This window comes from Asticcacaulis sp. P2_C5 (assembly GCF_056404555.1).
The window spans coordinates 170,779-186,894 of sequence record NZ_JBFUDU010000006.1 but is presented as its reverse complement, the minus strand read 5'-3'; the positions used below and the strand labels follow the sequence as shown (position 1 = coordinate 186,894).

Sequence of the window (16,116 nt, the reverse complement as noted above, 5' to 3'; positions counted from 1 at the left end):
CGTGAATCTAAGGAGTCCGATGATGGCCATTGATGTGGCGACCGTCAAAAAAGTGGCAAGCCTGTCGCGCCTGCGCGAACCGGAAGAGCGCCTCGAAGCGCTGGCCGGGGAACTGAACGGCATACTGGGCTGGATCGAGCAGTTGAATGAAGTCGACGTCGCCGGCGTCGAACCGATGACGACCGCCGTCGAGCAGCCGACACCGATGCGCGATGACGTGATCAGCGACGGCGACAAGGTCGCTCAGGTCGTGGCCAATGCGCCGAAATCGGTCGACGGCTTCTTCATCGTGCCGAAGGTGGTGGAATAAATGACCAGCCTGACGCAACTGAGCCTGACTGAGGCTGTCGACGGTCTGAAGTCGAAGCAATATTCCTCGGCCGAACTGACCGAAGCCTTTATCGGCGCCATCGAGGCTGCCAATCCGGCGCTGAACGCCTATGTCGCAACCACCTTCGACAAGGCGCGCGGGCAGGCCGCGTCCTCCGACGCCAGGCTGGCAAAAGGTGAGGGCGGACGTCTCGAAGGCGCGCCGCTCGGCATCAAGGACCTGTACTGCACGGCCGGAGTCCGCACGACGGCCTGTTCGGGCATTCTCGACAATTTCGTCCCGACCTATGAATCGACCGTCACCCAGAATCTGTGGGACGACGGCGCAGTCATGCTGGGTAAGCTCAACATGGACGAATTCGCCATGGGCTCGTCCAACGAGACGTCGCGCTGGGGACCTGTAACCAATCCGTGGAAGTCGCGTGGCTCCAATGCCGCCCTGACGCCTGGCGGTTCGTCGGGTGGTTCGGCTTCGGCGGTCGCTGCCGATCTGTGCCTGGCCGCAACCGCGTCCGATACCGGCGGTTCGATCCGTCAGCCGGCCGCCTTCACCGGTACGGTCGGCATCAAGCCGACCTATGGCCGCTGCTCGCGTTATGGCATGGTGGCGTTCGCGTCCTCGCTCGACCAGGCGGGTCCCATCACCAAGACCGTGGCGGACTCCGCCCTGATGCTGCAGTCCATGTGTTCGCATGACACAAAGGACTCGACCTCACTCAGCGTGCCTGTGCCCGATTTTTCGTCCTTCCTGGAAAAGTCGGTGAAGGGCCTGCGCATCGGCATACCCGAAGAATACCGCCTGGACGGTATTCCGGCCGAGATCGATGCCTTGTGGGAGCAGGGGATTGCCTGGCTGAAGGACGCCGGCGCCGAGATCGTCCGTATATCCCTGCCGCACACCAAATATGCCCTGCCGTGCTACTATATTATTGCCCCGGCCGAAGCGTCGTCCAACCTGGCGCGTTATGACGGCATGCGTTACGGCCACCGCACCGACAAGGCGCTGGGCCTGACCGATGTTTACGAACTGTCGCGTTCGGAAGGCTTCGGCAAGGAGGTCAAGCGCCGCATCATGATCGGCACCTACGTGCTGTCGGCCGGCTTCTACGACGCCTACTATGTCAAGGCGCTGAAGGTTCGCCGTCGTATCGCCGAGGACTTTACCAATGCCTGGAACAGCTGCGACGTCATACTGACACCCGCAACTCCGTCGGCCGCGTTCGAACTGGGTGACCAGGCCAAGGCCGCCGATCCGGTCGCCATGTATCTGAACGACGTCTTTACCGTCACCACCAACCTGGCGGGCCTGCCGGGCATGAGCGTACCGGCAGGCCTCGACAGCCAGGGCCTGCCGCTGGGCCTGCAGGTCATAGGCCGGGCGCTGGACGAGGGTACGGTATTCAGTATCGGTGCGGCCCTCGAAAAGGCGGCGGGCTTCACCAGCCGGCCGTCGAAGTGGTGGTAGGGTCCACGTTCTGACAGGCCGCCAATGGCGATGGCCTGTCAGGCGGGGCCGCGATTGGAGCCAGTCGGCGAAAATGTCGCAGTATCTGTGACAAAATGGTTAATCCCGGCGCCGGGGTCAGATTCGTATTGCGCTTGCCGTTGGACCTAATAGTTTGTCGATAACCGACACTCCAAAGGCAGGCGCAGGGCCTGAGAACATATGAAAACCTATATCAAGGCTGCCGCCTCTCTTCTAGCCGCTGCTGCCCTTTTCGGTAGTGGTGCCCTGCACGCGCAGGACTCGTCCTCGTCTTCCTCCAGTGACGAACCCTCCACCGAAGACGTCCTGGCAGCTTCAATCGGCTGTATCGCGACCTACGATATGGTTCTGGCCAAGGCTCCGGCGGGTTCCGACACGAGCAAGATCCAGAATTCGCGCGACTTCGCGATCCAGGTCTACAAGGAATTCAGCCAGGAGAGCGACGAGGAGGTCGCCAATGACATCCAGCAGGCCGACGCCCTGTTCCCGGATATGGTCGCCAAGGGCACAACCAGCCTCGAAGAATTTCAGGCGACTTGCGACGGCGTGTTCCAGGACGATGGTACGAGCTCGGCGGCGCCGGCGGCCTGAATTATTTCTAAGGACGCGTGAGATCGCGCAAAATTTACACCCCAGACGCACGAAAGCCTTGGTCCGCCAAGGCTTTCTTGTTTAGGCTGGCGCGAAATAGCAAATACGGAAAGCAGATGGTGGCGAGATGTTGCAAACCACTCAGGACATGATGGCGTGGGGGTTGTTGGTACTGCCGCTAATCGTGATTGCGTGGTCGGCCCTGTGGTTTGCTTCCGTCCAGGCCGAGCGCAACCGGTATGAGCGCTATAAGCGTTTCCACGCGATCATGGAGCAGTTGGCCCGCTCAGATGGCGCCACGGCCGACAAGATGGCGGCCGCCTATGAGCTGCGTAACTATCGGGAATACAAGGATATTATATCCAAGATATTTGTCGACGGCCGTGTCCGTCCCGATAGCGGCGAAGCGTTGCAAAAGCAGTTGAAGGACACGCTGGACCACATCCGGCATTAATTCGTTGCGTTAAACAGAGTCGATATTATAGTCGGCCGTTACGCACGAAACATTCGTCAAAAAATTGCCTACACCGGAGCAACCGATGAGCCTGATCCCGCACCCCAAGGAAATTACCGCACGCGGCATAATACTGGGGGTCCTGATCACCCTGCTCTTTACGGCCTCTCAGGTCTATATGGGCCTCAAGGTCGGCCTGACCTTCGCCACGTCCATCCCGGCGGCGGTCATCTCCATGGCCTTGTTGCGGGCCTTCCGATCGGCAACCATCCAGGAAAACAACATCGTCCAGACCATCGCCTCGTCGGCGGGCACCCTGTCGTCTGTGGTTTTCACCCTGCCGGGCCTGTTGATCCTCGGCTGGTGGGCCAAGCTGCCCTTCTTCACCACCTTCCTGGCCTGCGCCATCGGTGGCGTGCTGGGCGTCATGTACACCATGCCGCTGCGCCGTGCCCTGGTCACCAATTCGGACCTGCCGTACCCGGAAGGCACCGCCGCCGCCGAGGTGCTCAAGGTCGGTACCTCGTCGCGCGAAGGTGCTGCCGAAGGATCGGCCGGCTTGATGGCTGTGATCCTGGGCAGCATCAGCTCGGCCATCTATGCCGGCGCCGCCGTCTCGACCTGGATGGCCGGCGAAATCGCCACCTATTTCAAATTCGGCAAGGGGACGGGTGCCACCGGCATGGCGGGTTCAAGCTCGCTGGCCCTGGTTGGGGCCGGTCATCTGATGGGCATTACGGTCGGCATCGCCATGTTCGCCGGCCTGTTCATTGCCTGGGGCATATTGATGCCCATCCTGACCACCATCCATCCCCATCCTGAACAGGTTTTTGCAAGCGCGGCGGCGCGTGCCGGCTTTATCCGTGGGACCGAGGTGCGCTTTGTCGGCGCCGGTGTCATCGGCATCGCGGCCCTGTGGGCGATCGGCAAGCTGGTCATCCCCGTGTGGCAGGGCCTGATGTCGGCCCTGGAAGCGCAGCGCGCCCGCAAGGGTGGCCTGATCGACCTGCCGCGTTCGGAACACGACCTGCCGGTGTGGATCGTCGGCCTGGTCATCCTGATCAGCATGGTGCCGGCCGGCTGGCTGCTCTCCGACTTCCTGGGTTCGGACAGCGTCCTGTCCTCGATCGGTACGCCGCTGGTTATAGCGGGCGTCGCCTATATCATCATCGCCGGCCTGCTGGCTGCCGCCGTCTGCGGTTACATGGCCGGCCTGATCGGTGCGTCGAATTCGCCTGTATCCGGCGTTGCCATCCTGACCGTATTGGGTATCGCCGTCATCGCCGGACTGATCGGCCGCAACCTGACCGGCGAAAACGTCCAACAGGCCCTGGTCGCCTTCTGTATGATGGTCACGACCGTGGTCCTGGCCGTCGCCGTTATCGGTAATGACAATCTGCAAGACCTGAAGACCGGCCAGCTGGTCGACGCCACGCCGTGGAAACAGCAGGTCGCCCTGATCATCGGCGTCATCGCCGGCGCGGCGGTCATTCCGTGGACCCTGAACATGCTGCACGATGTCTACGGCTTTGCCGGGGAGGTAGGCCACGTCGCGTTGAAACCGGGCGCCGAACTCGAAGCCCCCCAGGCCGGCCTGATCTCCACCCTGGCCAAGGGCGCCATCGGCGGCCATCTGCCGGCACCCTTCCTGATTACGGGCGCCCTGATCGGCTGTCTGCTTGTCGCCATCGATGAAGCCCTGCGCGGATCGTCGAAGGGCCGGCTGGCCCTGCCGCCTCTGGGTGTCGGCCTGGCGATCTATCTGCCGCCGTCGGTGACCGCGCCGGTCGTGGTCGGCGCTGTCCTGGGCTGGTTGTTCGAACGCGCCATCCGCAAGATGAAGGGAGCGGAGATTGCTTCGCGTCTTAGCGTCCTGGTCGCCTCGGGTTTTATCGTCGGCGAAAGCCTGCTCAATGTCGTCTTCGCCACGGTCGTATCGGTAACCCAGGATCCCGACATTATATCGCGTCATATCGCCAAGATGCCGGAACCGTTCAGCACCTTCTTTGCCCTGGGCGCCGGCCTGGCTATCGTCATCGGCCTCTATATCTGGTCGACCGGGCAGGCAAAAAAGATCGAACGCGAAGCGTAATTCCAAGTGCGATGACGTGACTCATCGCACTTGGCAAGGGCGACCGCCCGCCCGAGCTTATGCGAGGAGCCATCGGGGCCGCCCGTGCGGCGGCGTTTGAGCTGAAAAAATGCGAATACCAACCTGCACCTAATGTAACAGTATCTGTGCAGGTTGGTATTCGCATAGGGTCACGACGCGTTGACCGGGTCTTTTTGGCCTTTTCGATTCATCCGAAACTGGTTAGAAGAGCCGTATGAGCAACGTAGACAACCGCCCCAAGATCAACCCGATTCCTGCAGACGGCATCACCTATTACCTGCATCCCCATCCGCGCTCGCCGTTCTCGGAAGCCGTGCAGGTTGGCAATGTGCTGTACCTGTCGGCCATGATCGGACTCGATGAAAAGGGTAAGCTGGCCGAAGGCTTCGAGTCCGAGGTTCGCTTCATCATGAGCAACACGGCTGACATCCTGAAAAAATACGGCCTGGGCCTGGAGCACATTTTCAAGACGACGGTGATGCTGACCGATATCGACAAGTGGGGCGAATTCAATCGCCTCTACAAGACCTATTTCCACCCGGCGCAACTGCCGGTCCGGACGGCTTTTGGTGTCTCCAGCCTCGCCTATGGCGCAACCGTCGAGGTCGAATTCTGGGCCCACGTGCCGGAAACGAAATAGGTCCGACCCCTGGGCGGGGCTCCAGAAATGTCGCGCGCCGGGTGAAAAAACCTGCCATAAGGTCTTTCCGCCGCGGCTGACGCGCCGGTTTACCTGAACAAGGATACGGTCATGGCCAAGGGTCAAAAGAAGAGCAATAAGGAAGTCCGCAAGCCCAAGAAGGCCCCGGTCAAGATCGAAACCGTATCGGTGGCCGGCTTCACCAAGGGCCAGCAGGCGACACTTAACAACATCAAGAAGGCCTGAGGCCATGCGTCAGGCCTTCAACCTGATCATGCGCATTATCAGCACCCTGCTGGGTCTATTGCTGATGGCGGCCGGCGGAATATGGGTGTTGCAGGGCACGGGCCTGGCCTTCCAGGTCGGTTTTATGGCGGGCGACTGGCATTGGACGCTGTATGGCGCGCTGATGGTTCTGGTCGGCGTCGCCCAGGCGGTGTGGAGCAATACCCGTCAGGGCCGCCACTGAGCGCCGCTGTCATCATCTTGCCGCAATGGTATCCGAAATCGCTACAGTTTTCGCATTCCGGCTAGGGATACATCTCCATGATTCGCTTCACGCATCTCAAACTCACAGCACTGGCTTTGGGCGCAGCAGCCCTGACCGCGTCAGGCACTCTGCTCATGGCCGCACCGGCTTCGGCCGACACGGCGGACTATGACGGCTATTGCTACGTCAAAAAGACCAAGGACGACCAGAAGGACGCGCTGATCGGCGCGGCTGTTGGTGGCGCCGCCGGCGCCATTTTCGGCAAGAAGGGCAAGAAGGCCAAGAGCGCGGCTATCGGCGCGGCTGTTGGTGGCGTTGCCGGCTATGTCATCGGCAAGAATTCCAAGGAAAAGGTCGTCTGTGACGGCGACCGCTACTACGTCTACAGCAAGGCCTATTACGATCCGAACCCCGCCGAACGCGGCTATCGTCTGGTCTTCTTCGAAGATCGCCCGGAAGGCGTCGACCTGTATGTCCGTTACAAGGGCAAGGACGTCCCCTACAGCCCGCACTAAGGTCAGGCATTCGCGGCAGGCGCGGGGGACAAAGGTTGTCCGCGCCTGATTTCTATGGCCGCAATTGACGAAATCTCATTTGCCTGCCGCCGCTTTCCGGCTATATCCAGGCTCATGACATCTGATCTCGATATTCGCCCCGCAGAACCCGCCAAATTCATCCAGGGCCGGACTGGCCTCTGGGAGCTCGTCATCGGCCTGGAAGTCCATGCCCAGGTGGCGTCGAACACCAAGCTGTTTTCCGGCGCCCGCGTCGGCTTTGGCGCCGGACCCAATGAGCAGGTCTCTTTGGTCGACGCCGCCATGCCCGGCATGTTGCCCGTACTCAACCGTTTCTGTGTCGAGCAGGCGGTCAGAACAGGCCTGGGTCTGAAGGCGCAGATCAACCGTTTCTCACGCTTCGATCGCAAGAACTACTTCTATCCGGACCTGCCGCAGGGCTATCAGATCAGCCAGCTTTTCCATCCCATCGTTGGGGAGGGCGAGGTCCTGGTCGAGCGTGACGACGGCACCTCAATCACCGTGCGCATCGAACGCCTGCACTTGGAACAGGACGCAGGCAAGTCGATTCACGACCTCGACACCACCGCCACCTATATCGACCTGAACCGTGCCGGTACGGCCTTGATGGAGATCGTCTCCAAGCCGGACATCCGGTCGTCCGACGAAGCTGTTGCATATTTCAAAAAATTGAGAACTATCCTGATCTATCTCGGCACCTGCGACGGCGACATGGAAAAGGGCAATATGCGCGCCGACTGCAACGTTTCGGTCCGCCGTCCCGGTGAACCGCTGGGCACGCGTTGCGAGATCAAGAATGTCAACTCGTTCCGCTTCATGCAACAAGCTATAGAATATGAGGCACGCGAGCAAATCAGAATTCTTGAGGAAGGCGGCACTATCAAGCAGGAGACACGCCTGTTCGACTCCGTCAAGGTCGAGACTCGCTCGATGCGTTCAAAGGAAGAAGCGCACGACTACCGCTATTTCCCCGACCCCGATCTGTTGCCGGTCGAGTTGGAAGAGGCGTGGATCGAGGAGATCCGCCAGCATCTGGTCGAACTGCCCGACGACAAGAAGTCGCGCTTCGTCAGTCAGTACGGCCTTTCGTCCTATGACGCCGGCGTGCTGATTTCCGATCAGGCGCGCGCCGACTATTACGAGCAGGCGGCGAAAGGCCGCGATGCCAAGCTGGTCGCCAACTGGACCACCAACGAATTGCTGGCGCGCCTGACCAAGGACGGACTCGACATTGCCGAAAGCCCTTTGCCACCCGAGCACATTTCCGGTTTGGTGGAATTGATTGAGAACGGCACCATATCGTCAAAGATCGCCAAGACAGTCTTCGAGCACATGTGGGACGAAAAGGGAATTATGACCCCGGCCGAGATCGTCGAGAAGCATGGCTTGAAACAGGTGACAGACACCGGCGCTATCGAGAAGGCCGTTGACGACATCATCGCTGCCAATCCCGACAAGGCGGCCGAGGTCGCGACCAAGCCGCAGGCTTTAGGCTGGTTCGTCGGCCAGGTGATGAAGGCGACTCAAGGCAAGGCCAACCCCGCGACCGTCAACGAGCTGTTGAAGGCGAAGCTGGGAGTTTGATGCAACCCAGCCTGTCGTGTGTTTGAACGGAGTTTTGGTTTTACACAGATGTCGCAGATGAAGATAAATGGCCTGGCTCATATTGACGCCGACGCGTGAGAACTGAGGCGTTGATCGACGCGCGAAGCGCTTCCCAATTTCATGCTCCACGACGGTCGCGGCTACCCTGAAATCATCTGTGAAATCTGCGACATCTGTGTGAAAAAAACGTCAGCTATGGCAAAACGGAACTGTCCGAACTTGACATCAGCGGTAACGGCCTATTGGGCGCGTACGATCGCGATGTAGGGCGTCTCGATCGAAGGCTGACCCGCGGATTGCGGGCTTCTGTCCGGCTGCGGACTGCTTTCCCGCACGGTATGGGCTGGGCCGACAACCAGGACCTGGATTGGCTCATCCGACGTCTGGGCGTCGCTTTCAGCATAGACAACGGTCGGCTGGGCGGTCGCGACCGGACCTGACTGACGGTTAGCCATGTCCTGCTCATATTGTGCCAGCTGCTGGCGGTTCAGGTCGTCCGAAGGGCGGGCCTTGGTGGTGGCGGCGCTGGCTGGCTGCATGGCCAGTGAAAGGGCGGCGACCGCGGCTACGGTGGCAAATGTCATGGCTTTCATGTCGAAATCCTTGTTGCAGTCCACCCCAGCAGACCGCAGCAGGCTATCGCGGAGCATCGTAAACAGTACAGATGAACCTGCCGCGACCGCCATGTGAATCCGGCAAAGAAAAGGCCCCGGCCAGAGGCGACCGGGGCAAGTCTTGATGGTTTACGCGAGTAATTAAGGTCTGTGACTTACATGGCCGGCGCCGACGAGGTCGATTCGCTGGACGACGTGCTTTCACTGGTCGAGGTGCTGTCGGACCAGGACGATTCGGCTGAACACGAGACGCTCGATGAGGCCGAGGCGCTGTCACTGGTGCTGCTGCTGGCGCTGTCCGTCACACAAGATTCAGACGACGAACTGGCCTGGCCGGCGGCAGGGTCGGCCACCGCGGTGGCGGCCGTGGGATCGGTCACGGCGGTCGCGATCGCGGGTGCAGGATCGGTCACGGGGGCCGGATCAGTCACGGCGGGCGCGGCATCCTGGGCCTGGGTCAGAACCGGCACGATTGCGACGGCGGAAACGAAGGCGACAGCGGCGGCGATGCGGATAAAGGAGGTCATGTGGGCAGTGTCCTTGTCATGAAAGGATAGTATGGGGAGGATGAGATAGACCTCTGCGTTCCCGTAGCCTTTACCTGCGCAGGGGCGACGCAGGGGCAGGGGGATATGTCCGCCGCGTCACAGGGCGGATTTAGACCGGCGTTTGTGGCCAAAAACCGGCACAAATATGACGCACTGCAAAACCACATCGGTTTTTTATTTCACGAATATTACTTATATTTCAATGTTAGTATAGGTGTTTTAACGCAAAATGGGTGCCCGACCAGCCTTGGTGATTGCTGCGTTGCGGTGAAAAAACACCGCGTGCGTTTGTTAATTCCTAAAGCTTTACTGACAGGTTATAAGGTCAAGCGACAAGACTGGAATTCTACAGGGGCATCTGAACGATGGCGGGCGAACTGGCTCTCAGTCTTGAGGGCGTATCCAAGACCTATGGCGACTTCCGAGCTGTGCACGACCTCAGTTTCGAGGTCGGCAAGGGCACGATCTGTGGCTTCCTGGGCCCCAATGGCGCCGGAAAGACCTCGACCGTCCGGATGATTCTGGGCCTTTCGGCGCCATCGGCCGGGCGTATCACAGTCCTCGGCGGGACCGGCGAACAGGCCTTGGACCGAATCGGCTTCCTGCCCGAAGAGCGCGGCCTGTACCGCAAGATGCGGGCAATCGACGTTATCGTCTTTCTCGCCGGCCTGAAGGGCGTAAAAGCGCAGGTGGCACGAAAGCGGGCCCAGGAGATGATGGAGGCGCAAGGGCTGGGTGGGTTTGTCACCGCGCCTATCCGTTCGCTCAGCAAGGGTATGTCGCAAAAGGTGCAACTGATCGCCTGCCTGGTCCACGAACCGGAACTGGTCATTCTCGACGAGCCCTTTTCCGGCCTCGACCCAGTCAATCAGCAGGGTCTGGAAACCATCATCCGCGACATCGCGAAACGCGGCGCTACCGTCCTGTTCTCGACTCACGTCATGCAGCACGCCGAACGTTTGTGCCAGAACGTCGTCATGCTGACAAAGGGCCGCAAGGTCTTTGAAGGTACCCTGAAGGCCGCTCGTGCCGCGGCACCGCGATTCCTCGAACTGGAAGGCGTGCTGACCCTGGCAGATATCATGGCCCTGCCGGGGATCAAGTCGGCCCACGACCTGGGTGTCTCGGACGATAACGTGCCCCTGTGGCACTGCGAACTGGAGGCCGGACGGTCGGCGCATGAGGCGCTGAAAGCCGCCTTTCTCAAGGGCCTGGACGTGCGCCGCTTCGAAGCCCGCGAACCCAGCCTGCACGACGCCTTTATCGTCCTGACGGGCGGCGAGCCGGAGACCCATCACCATGCGTAAGACCCTGCTGATCGCCCGCCGCGAGTATCTCGCCTTTATCCGCACAGTTGGTTTCTGGTTGTCCCTGGTCACGGCGCCGCTGATCTTCGGCTGCATCATCGCCGTACCGATACTGATCCGTCAGACCGCGCCCGTCGATCGCATGTCCGTGGCGATACTGGACCTGACCGGGGTACAGGAGGCGCCGGTGCGCGCCCTGATCCAGCAAAGGATCACGCCGCCGCCGACTGGCAGCCGCAATACCGACTTCATGCATAATGTCGGCCAGGCCATGTTCAAGCCGGACGACACGCAACTGGTGCCCTTGCCGGCCGCTCTTAATCCGGGGATGAGTCTGAAGGACGCCGAGGACCGGATTCCCGCGCTTATGGAATCGCCTGCGCCGGGTCAGCCCACCACCATCCTTGTCATCTACGACGACGGCGACATCCTGCATTTTCATATCTGGTCGACCCAGAAACAGCGTAATCGCCTGCAGGACATGGTGTATTGGGACCTGGACGGCCGGCAGTATTACAAGATGGCCGGCATGCACGGCATTGACCCGGCCCTGGCTCACGACATGCGCGAAACCCGCGCCCAGATCATGAGCCTGACGCCGCGCGACGCCGTGCCCGGCCCACACAACGATGCAGACGGTTTCGGCGAAGCGATCCGGGACAATGCACCGCGCATGATCGGCGCGATCATGGGTTATATCTCGTGGATGACGATCTTTTCCTCATCCATGATCCTGCTGGGCGGGGTGATCGAAGAAAAGGCCAGCAAGGTGCTGGAAGTGCTCCTTGCCTCGGTCTCGACCGAAAGCCTGCTGATCGGCAAGGTTCTGGGCGTGGCCGCCGTCCTGGCAACCGTCGGCGCCATCTGGGGCGGGGCGGCCTTTGCCGCCTTCAGCATGGGCGCGCAATATATGCCGTCCGATATGGTGCACAATCTGTCGCTGGCCATGTCGGGCCTGTTCACGCCGCAGCGCGTTGCCCTGCTGGCCGCCTACTTCATTGGCGGCTACCTGATGTTCGGCGTCACCTTCGCCGCCATCGGCGCCTTCTGCGAGACACAAAAGGACGCCCAGGCCATTATGGGGCCGATCATGATCGTCCTGATGGTGCCGATGATGACCATGCAGGCCGCGCTCCTGCCGTCCGGCGCGGGGTCGCCTCTGATCCAGTGGTTGTCCTATGTCCCGATCTTCGCGCCGTTCCTGATGCCGTTGCGCCTGGCCGAACCGCTGCCGATGTGGGAAATCGTCGTCACGCTGGGCGGCATGGCGCTGGCGGCGACCGGTATGATTATGGTTGGTCGCCGCGCGTTCAAGCAGGGGGCGCTTACCGGTGGGAAGCTGAGCTGGGGCCTGCTGGCCAAGATCGCCGTCCGGAAATCGGTTTAAGCGGCGTGGCGGTCGCCGTACACGAGGTCGGCCGCGAAGGCGCCAAGGTCATTTCGATCGACGGTTTTATTACGCAGCCCGATCGGCTGGTCGACGCGGCGTCAGAGCTCGCCCCATTTCCGCCGGCCACCACCTGGTATCCGGGTGCACGCTGCCTGATTACGCCCGAGAACCGTAATGTCTGGCGCTATGTCGAAACGATTCTGCAAAATCTCGGGCCCTTGATGGCCCGGATCCATGGCGCAAAGGGTCTGGAGTTGACCGAAGCCAGCTTTTCGATGGTGACGCGGAGGCCTGAGGATCTGCACCTGCTGCAGCGTATTCCCCATTACGACCGCGACGACCCGGACCTCTTTGCCGTCCTGCACTTTCTGAGTCGCCGGCCGGCCGGCGGCACGGCCTTTTATCGCCACCGCGCCACCGGCTTCGAGTGTATTTCGCCGGACCGCAACGACGCCTATCTCGCCACGCTCAATACGGAATATGTCCGGTCAGGAGAACCGCTGGCCAGCTATCCCGACCAGTCCAGCGAAGCCTTTGAACGCACGGCCCTGTTTGATGGCCTCTACAACAGAGCCTTGATCTACCAGGGATGTCTATTGCATTCCGCCCACATCCCGGATGATTTTGCCTTCAGCAACGATCCGCGTGAGGGGCGTTTGACCGCCAACCTGTTTGTGCGTCGATTATAGGCGTCGACTATAGGACCGGATCGTGTTTCGTTGCGTCTTCGGCGGGCACGGCTTCTCGGCCGTTGCTCACAGCGGAACTATCCGTATAGACCGGCCCGTTGCCAAGGGCTTCCGCCTTGGCCAGTTCCCGGCGGTTCAAGGCGTCGCTGCTGGACGAATCGTGAGGGTCGTTAGCCTGGTCGCCGGCGGCCACGGCGCGAAGGTGCTCGCGCTGCAACTGGGCGGCTTCTGCCGCGCTCCCTTCGGGTGGAGGGACTTCCACCGGCGTGACGGTTTCCGGCGCCGACTGGGGCGTAGCCTGAGTTTGGGTAGGGGCCGGAGTTTGAACCTGGGTTTCAGCCTGAGCAAAAGTCTCACCCTGAGCGAATTGGGCGCTCATAAGACCGAAGGCCAGTGTGGTGCACAAGACTGTATATTTCACGGCTTGTCCTTTCGGATTTGAAGGCGGCAAGACTCTGCCCCGCCGTCCTTACTCGCCTCTCGCGTCGATTGCCGAACGTACCCCAGCCTGAAGATCAGCCTGGGTGGGCGGTCTCGAGGTGCTACGATTGTCTGTTTTTCTGCGGGCATCATCTTGGCTTTGCGCCTCGATCAACGCACGATTTGAGCGCGTGCGTCCCGGGTCGGCATACAGTGTTGCCTCGCCATCGATTTGGGCCAGCGCGTGGTCGTCATAACGCTCAGCGCCGCGGTCACGCTGGCGCAGGTCCAGCTGGTCGGGAAGACGGGCATCCAGGTGAACACCCGTCGCCAGTTGTTCGCCCGCCAGGACCGGGCTCGCGGAAAGTGCGGCAGAGAAGGCCAGAGCGGTCAATAAAATGGTGTTTGTCATAACGTCCTCCGACTGAACCAAGCAAAGTTTCTGCCCTTTTACGGGCCGAATTGGGGTGAAAATATCAGGATGGCATTGGGATCGCGCTTCAGGACATAAAGAACCCCCGGCAGATGGGCTGCCGGGGGTACAAAGCCTTGTCATACCTGACGGCTACTGATGTCTGACCGAGCCGTTGCCGCTTGCGGCGGCATTGGCTGAAGCCGTGGCGCTGACATCGGGAACGGCGCCGGCCGCGCCGCGCGCAGCATCCGCAACCTGACCTGTCGCCATGCGGGCGTCACTGCGAGCGTCATTATAGGCGTCGTCGGCGACATCGCCGTTAACCGTGGCCGAAGCGCCGGCACTGCTGTTCGAACGGGCCCGCGTGTTGCGGCCGTCTGAGCTGACGGAGCCATTTGTGCTGACATTGGCGTCCGCGTCGGCGGCGCTGCGTGCGTCATCGGCCAGGTCGCGACCCTGGCGGCGGGCCCTGGCGGCATCGCGCTTAACGTCGTCGCGCGTGTCACGATAGAAATCGCCCGCGCCGCTGGCGTCGACATTGCCGGTTACATTGCCCGAGCCGTTGAAGGCGCCGCCGACCTGGCCTGTTGTATTGCCGATCGCGCCGCCGAAGCCGCCACCGGCGCTGCCGCCACCGCCGACCGAGCCACCCAGAAGCTGGGCATGGGAGAGGGCCGGTGTCAGGGCCACGCCCAAGACAAGAGCCACGCAGGAAGCTTGATAAAAATTACGCATGGTTTCCTCACATCTTTGCCACCGGCGGAGTTGCCGGCCTTCAGACTGGAAGGGCGTACGTTGCCGCCGTTGGTTTCCATAAGGTTAAGTTTTGGGACTGACAGCGGCGGAAGTGTGTCACAAAAATCAAGACGGAATAAGGAAGACGATCCATATTATCAGGGGCACAAAAAACCCCTGAAGCCCGGGGGATGGAGCTTCAGGGGCGTGCCGGTGCTTGAAGGCGCCGGATTTAGTACAGGTTATAGACCGCGTCGATGATCTCACCTGAGTAGGTGTCAACCAGGAGAGCGTCCTGACCGACCCAGTACCAGGCGCAGCCGTCGGGCGGATAGGGCAGGCCGTAATAGTCCCAGTCGCTGATACGATAGCGCATCAAGGCGTCCGGCAGATACTCGCCCACCGACCAGCGATGATTGTAATATTGCGACGGGACGGAATAGTAGCCGTAGCTGGGGGCAAAATAGAAACCCCAGCGTATGCCGTTATAGCCGTTCCAGCGGTGATCGCGGTGCCAGTCGAACCGGTGGTTCCAGTCACCGCCCTGGCGATGCCAGTCGTGGCGATTGCCGCCACCGCCGCCGTGATGGCCACCACGGTCGCCGCGCCAGCGATTGTTGCCGCGATCATTGTCGTTGTCCCGGTCGTGGTCGCGGCCGCGATTCCAGTCGTTATTGCCGCGATGGTCGTCACGGTCGCGATGGCCTTGCCAGCCACCGTTACCATGGTTGCTCTGGCCGCCGTTGTGATTACCCTGCCAGCCACCGCCGCCCTGGCCACCACCACCGTGGTTGCCCGATTGACCGCCACCTTGACCGCCACCTTGGCCGCCACCGCCGTGGTTACCCTGCCAACCGCCGCCGCCTTGGCCGCCACCGCCATTGCCGCCATGATTGCCGCCGTGGTTGCCCTGGCCGCCATTATGGTTGCCTTGCCATCCGCCGCCACCGCCGTGATTGCCATTGGGCGTGTCGGGCCGGTTGATCGGTGGGGACGATGGCGTATTCGGACGATTTACCGAGCCGCCGCCACCGCCGCGATTACCCTGCCATCCGCCGCCGCCGCCGCCATTGCCACCACCACCGCGGTTACCTTGCCAGCCGCCGCCGCCACCGGAGTTACCACCGCCGCCGCCGCGATTTCCACCATTGTGGTCTCCACCGCCGCCACCGCCGCCGCCGCCGCGATTTCCACCATTATGGTCTCCACCGCCGCCGCCGCCGCGATTTCCACCATTATGGTCTCCACCGCCACCACCGCCGCCGCGATTTCCGCCACGATCGCCCCCGCCACCGCGGGCAACGCCAAGCGTGCCGCCATGGGGTTGGGCGACGGGCGAGTCGGAGTCACCGTCTGTCGGGGGCTTGGCCAGGCTATAGCCCGGCGCGGCCCCAAGTGCCAGGATCAGCCCCAGCGCAAGGACAGGGCTCGCCTTCTTTGCAAATTTGTCGATCATCTTTTTCCTCACAGTCATCCCAGATCACCCCGCTGCCGGAGTTTTTTGCGCGGATCTGGCACGCATGCCGATAAAATTATCGTCTTGTCACCCTTATGACAGGCCCTAGGTGAACTGAAGCTGAATGATGCAGTCAGCTATTTTTCTGCGGCCGGCAGCGAAATCGCCGGTTAAGGTCCGGTTGATTTTGCCGTGCCTGCTGACCGCAGTGCCGATTCAACTGTGATATTAACCTTCGCATTAATCAGAACGAGTGCAGTATCTATCTATGCCGTCGATAATGTATGCGCCATTTGG

The 16,116-nt window shown here is 61.2% G+C and carries 19 protein-coding genes; 13 read left to right on the top strand and 6 right to left on the bottom strand.

Annotation, left to right across the window (positions count from 1 at the left end; all coding sequences use genetic code 11):
- Positions 1-22 precede the first annotated feature (22 nt).
- From gatC to gatB, 10 genes are all read left to right on the top strand, one after another.
- Entirely contained in the window at positions 23-310 is a 288-nt protein-coding gene (gatC, locus tag AC1DXO_RS12495) for an Asp-tRNA(Asn)/Glu-tRNA(Gln) amidotransferase subunit GatC (RefSeq protein WP_476978646.1), read from the top strand.
- Positions 311-1,795, top strand: coding sequence for an Asp-tRNA(Asn)/Glu-tRNA(Gln) amidotransferase subunit GatA (gatA, locus tag AC1DXO_RS12490; protein WP_476978480.1), 1,485 nt, complete (start codon positions 311-313; stop codon positions 1,793-1,795). It abuts the gene before it with no gap.
- Positions 1,796-1,996: 201 nt separating this feature from the next.
- Positions 1,997-2,407: a hypothetical protein gene (locus AC1DXO_RS12485; RefSeq protein WP_476978479.1), complete on the top strand. Its 411-nt coding sequence runs from the start codon at positions 1,997-1,999 to the stop codon at positions 2,405-2,407.
- A 127-nt stretch (positions 2,408-2,534) separates the two neighbouring features.
- Positions 2,535-2,861 (top strand): hypothetical protein, encoded by a 327-nt coding sequence (locus AC1DXO_RS12480; RefSeq protein ID WP_476978478.1) that lies wholly within the window; start codon positions 2,535-2,537, stop codon positions 2,859-2,861.
- Between the two features lie 85 nt (positions 2,862-2,946).
- Positions 2,947-4,953, top strand: a complete 2,007-nt coding sequence (locus AC1DXO_RS12475; RefSeq protein ID WP_476978477.1) for an OPT family oligopeptide transporter — start codon at positions 2,947-2,949, stop codon at positions 4,951-4,953.
- Positions 4,954-5,188: 235 nt separating this feature from the next.
- Entirely contained in the window at positions 5,189-5,614 is a 426-nt protein-coding gene (locus AC1DXO_RS12470) for a RidA family protein (protein ID WP_476978476.1), read from the top strand.
- Positions 5,615-5,725: 111 nt separating this feature from the next.
- Positions 5,726-5,860 carry a hypothetical protein gene (locus AC1DXO_RS12465; protein ID WP_476978475.1) on the top strand — a complete coding sequence of 45 codons (135 nt, stop codon included), beginning with the start codon at positions 5,726-5,728 and terminating at the stop codon, positions 5,858-5,860.
- A 4-nt stretch (positions 5,861-5,864) separates the two neighbouring features.
- Positions 5,865-6,083 carry a hypothetical protein gene (locus AC1DXO_RS12460; RefSeq protein ID WP_476978474.1) on the top strand — a complete coding sequence of 73 codons (219 nt, stop codon included), beginning with the start codon at positions 5,865-5,867 and terminating at the stop codon, positions 6,081-6,083.
- A 77-nt stretch (positions 6,084-6,160) separates the two neighbouring features.
- Entirely contained in the window at positions 6,161-6,619 is a 459-nt protein-coding gene (locus AC1DXO_RS12455; protein WP_476978473.1) for a YMGG-like glycine zipper-containing protein, read from the top strand.
- A gap of 114 nt (positions 6,620-6,733) precedes the next feature.
- Positions 6,734-8,224: an Asp-tRNA(Asn)/Glu-tRNA(Gln) amidotransferase subunit GatB gene (gatB, locus tag AC1DXO_RS12450; protein ID WP_476978472.1), complete on the top strand. Its 1,491-nt coding sequence runs from the start codon at positions 6,734-6,736 to the stop codon at positions 8,222-8,224.
- Between the two features lie 260 nt (positions 8,225-8,484).
- Here gatB and AC1DXO_RS12445 read toward each other — a convergent pair whose 3' ends face one another.
- Together AC1DXO_RS12445 and AC1DXO_RS12440 are read right to left on the bottom strand one after the other, a co-directional pair.
- Positions 8,485-8,838 carry a hypothetical protein gene (locus tag AC1DXO_RS12445; RefSeq protein WP_476978471.1) on the bottom strand — a complete coding sequence of 118 codons (354 nt, stop codon included), beginning with the start codon at positions 8,836-8,838 and terminating at the stop codon, positions 8,485-8,487.
- Between the two features lie 176 nt (positions 8,839-9,014).
- Positions 9,015-9,386, bottom strand: a complete 372-nt coding sequence (locus AC1DXO_RS12440) for a hypothetical protein (RefSeq protein ID WP_476978470.1) — start codon at positions 9,384-9,386, stop codon at positions 9,015-9,017.
- A gap of 386 nt (positions 9,387-9,772) precedes the next feature.
- Here AC1DXO_RS12440 and AC1DXO_RS12435 point away from each other — a divergent pair, with 386 nt between their 5' ends.
- Genes AC1DXO_RS12435 through AC1DXO_RS12425 form a run of 3 tightly spaced genes read left to right on the top strand, consistent with a single transcriptional unit; the run spans position 9,773 to position 12,793 of the window.
- Complete coding sequence (locus AC1DXO_RS12435; RefSeq protein ID WP_476978469.1) at positions 9,773-10,714, top strand: ABC transporter ATP-binding protein; 942 nt, start codon at positions 9,773-9,775, stop codon at positions 10,712-10,714.
- Positions 10,707-12,101 carry an ABC transporter permease gene (locus tag AC1DXO_RS12430; protein WP_476978468.1) on the top strand — a complete coding sequence of 465 codons (1,395 nt, stop codon included), beginning with the start codon at positions 10,707-10,709 and terminating at the stop codon, positions 12,099-12,101. The genes AC1DXO_RS12435 and AC1DXO_RS12430 overlap by 8 nt, the downstream gene beginning before the upstream one ends.
- A 5-nt stretch (positions 12,102-12,106) precedes the next feature.
- Positions 12,107-12,793: a DUF6445 family protein gene (locus AC1DXO_RS12425; RefSeq protein WP_476978467.1), complete on the top strand. Its 687-nt coding sequence runs from the start codon at positions 12,107-12,109 to the stop codon at positions 12,791-12,793.
- Positions 12,794-12,800: 7 nt separating this feature from the next.
- Here the strand turns inward: AC1DXO_RS12425 and AC1DXO_RS12420 are convergent, their stop codons facing one another.
- From AC1DXO_RS12420 to AC1DXO_RS12405, 4 genes are all read right to left on the bottom strand, one after another.
- Positions 12,801-13,214 carry a hypothetical protein gene (locus AC1DXO_RS12420; protein WP_476978466.1) on the bottom strand — a complete coding sequence of 138 codons (414 nt, stop codon included), beginning with the start codon at positions 13,212-13,214 and terminating at the stop codon, positions 12,801-12,803.
- Positions 13,215-13,262: 48 nt separating this feature from the next.
- A complete protein-coding gene (locus AC1DXO_RS12415) occupies positions 13,263-13,625 on the bottom strand; it encodes a hypothetical protein (RefSeq protein WP_476978465.1) in 363 nt (120 codons plus the stop codon).
- A 153-nt stretch (positions 13,626-13,778) separates the two neighbouring features.
- A complete protein-coding gene (locus AC1DXO_RS12410) occupies positions 13,779-14,336 on the bottom strand; it encodes a hypothetical protein (protein WP_476978464.1) in 558 nt (185 codons plus the stop codon).
- Positions 14,337-14,595: 259 nt separating this feature from the next.
- The gene (locus tag AC1DXO_RS12405; protein ID WP_476978463.1) at positions 14,596-15,819 is read right to left on the bottom strand and encodes an RcnB family protein; all 1,224 of its coding nucleotides are present in this window, start codon (positions 15,817-15,819) and stop codon (positions 14,596-14,598) included.
- Between the last annotated feature and the right edge of the window lie 297 nt (positions 15,820-16,116).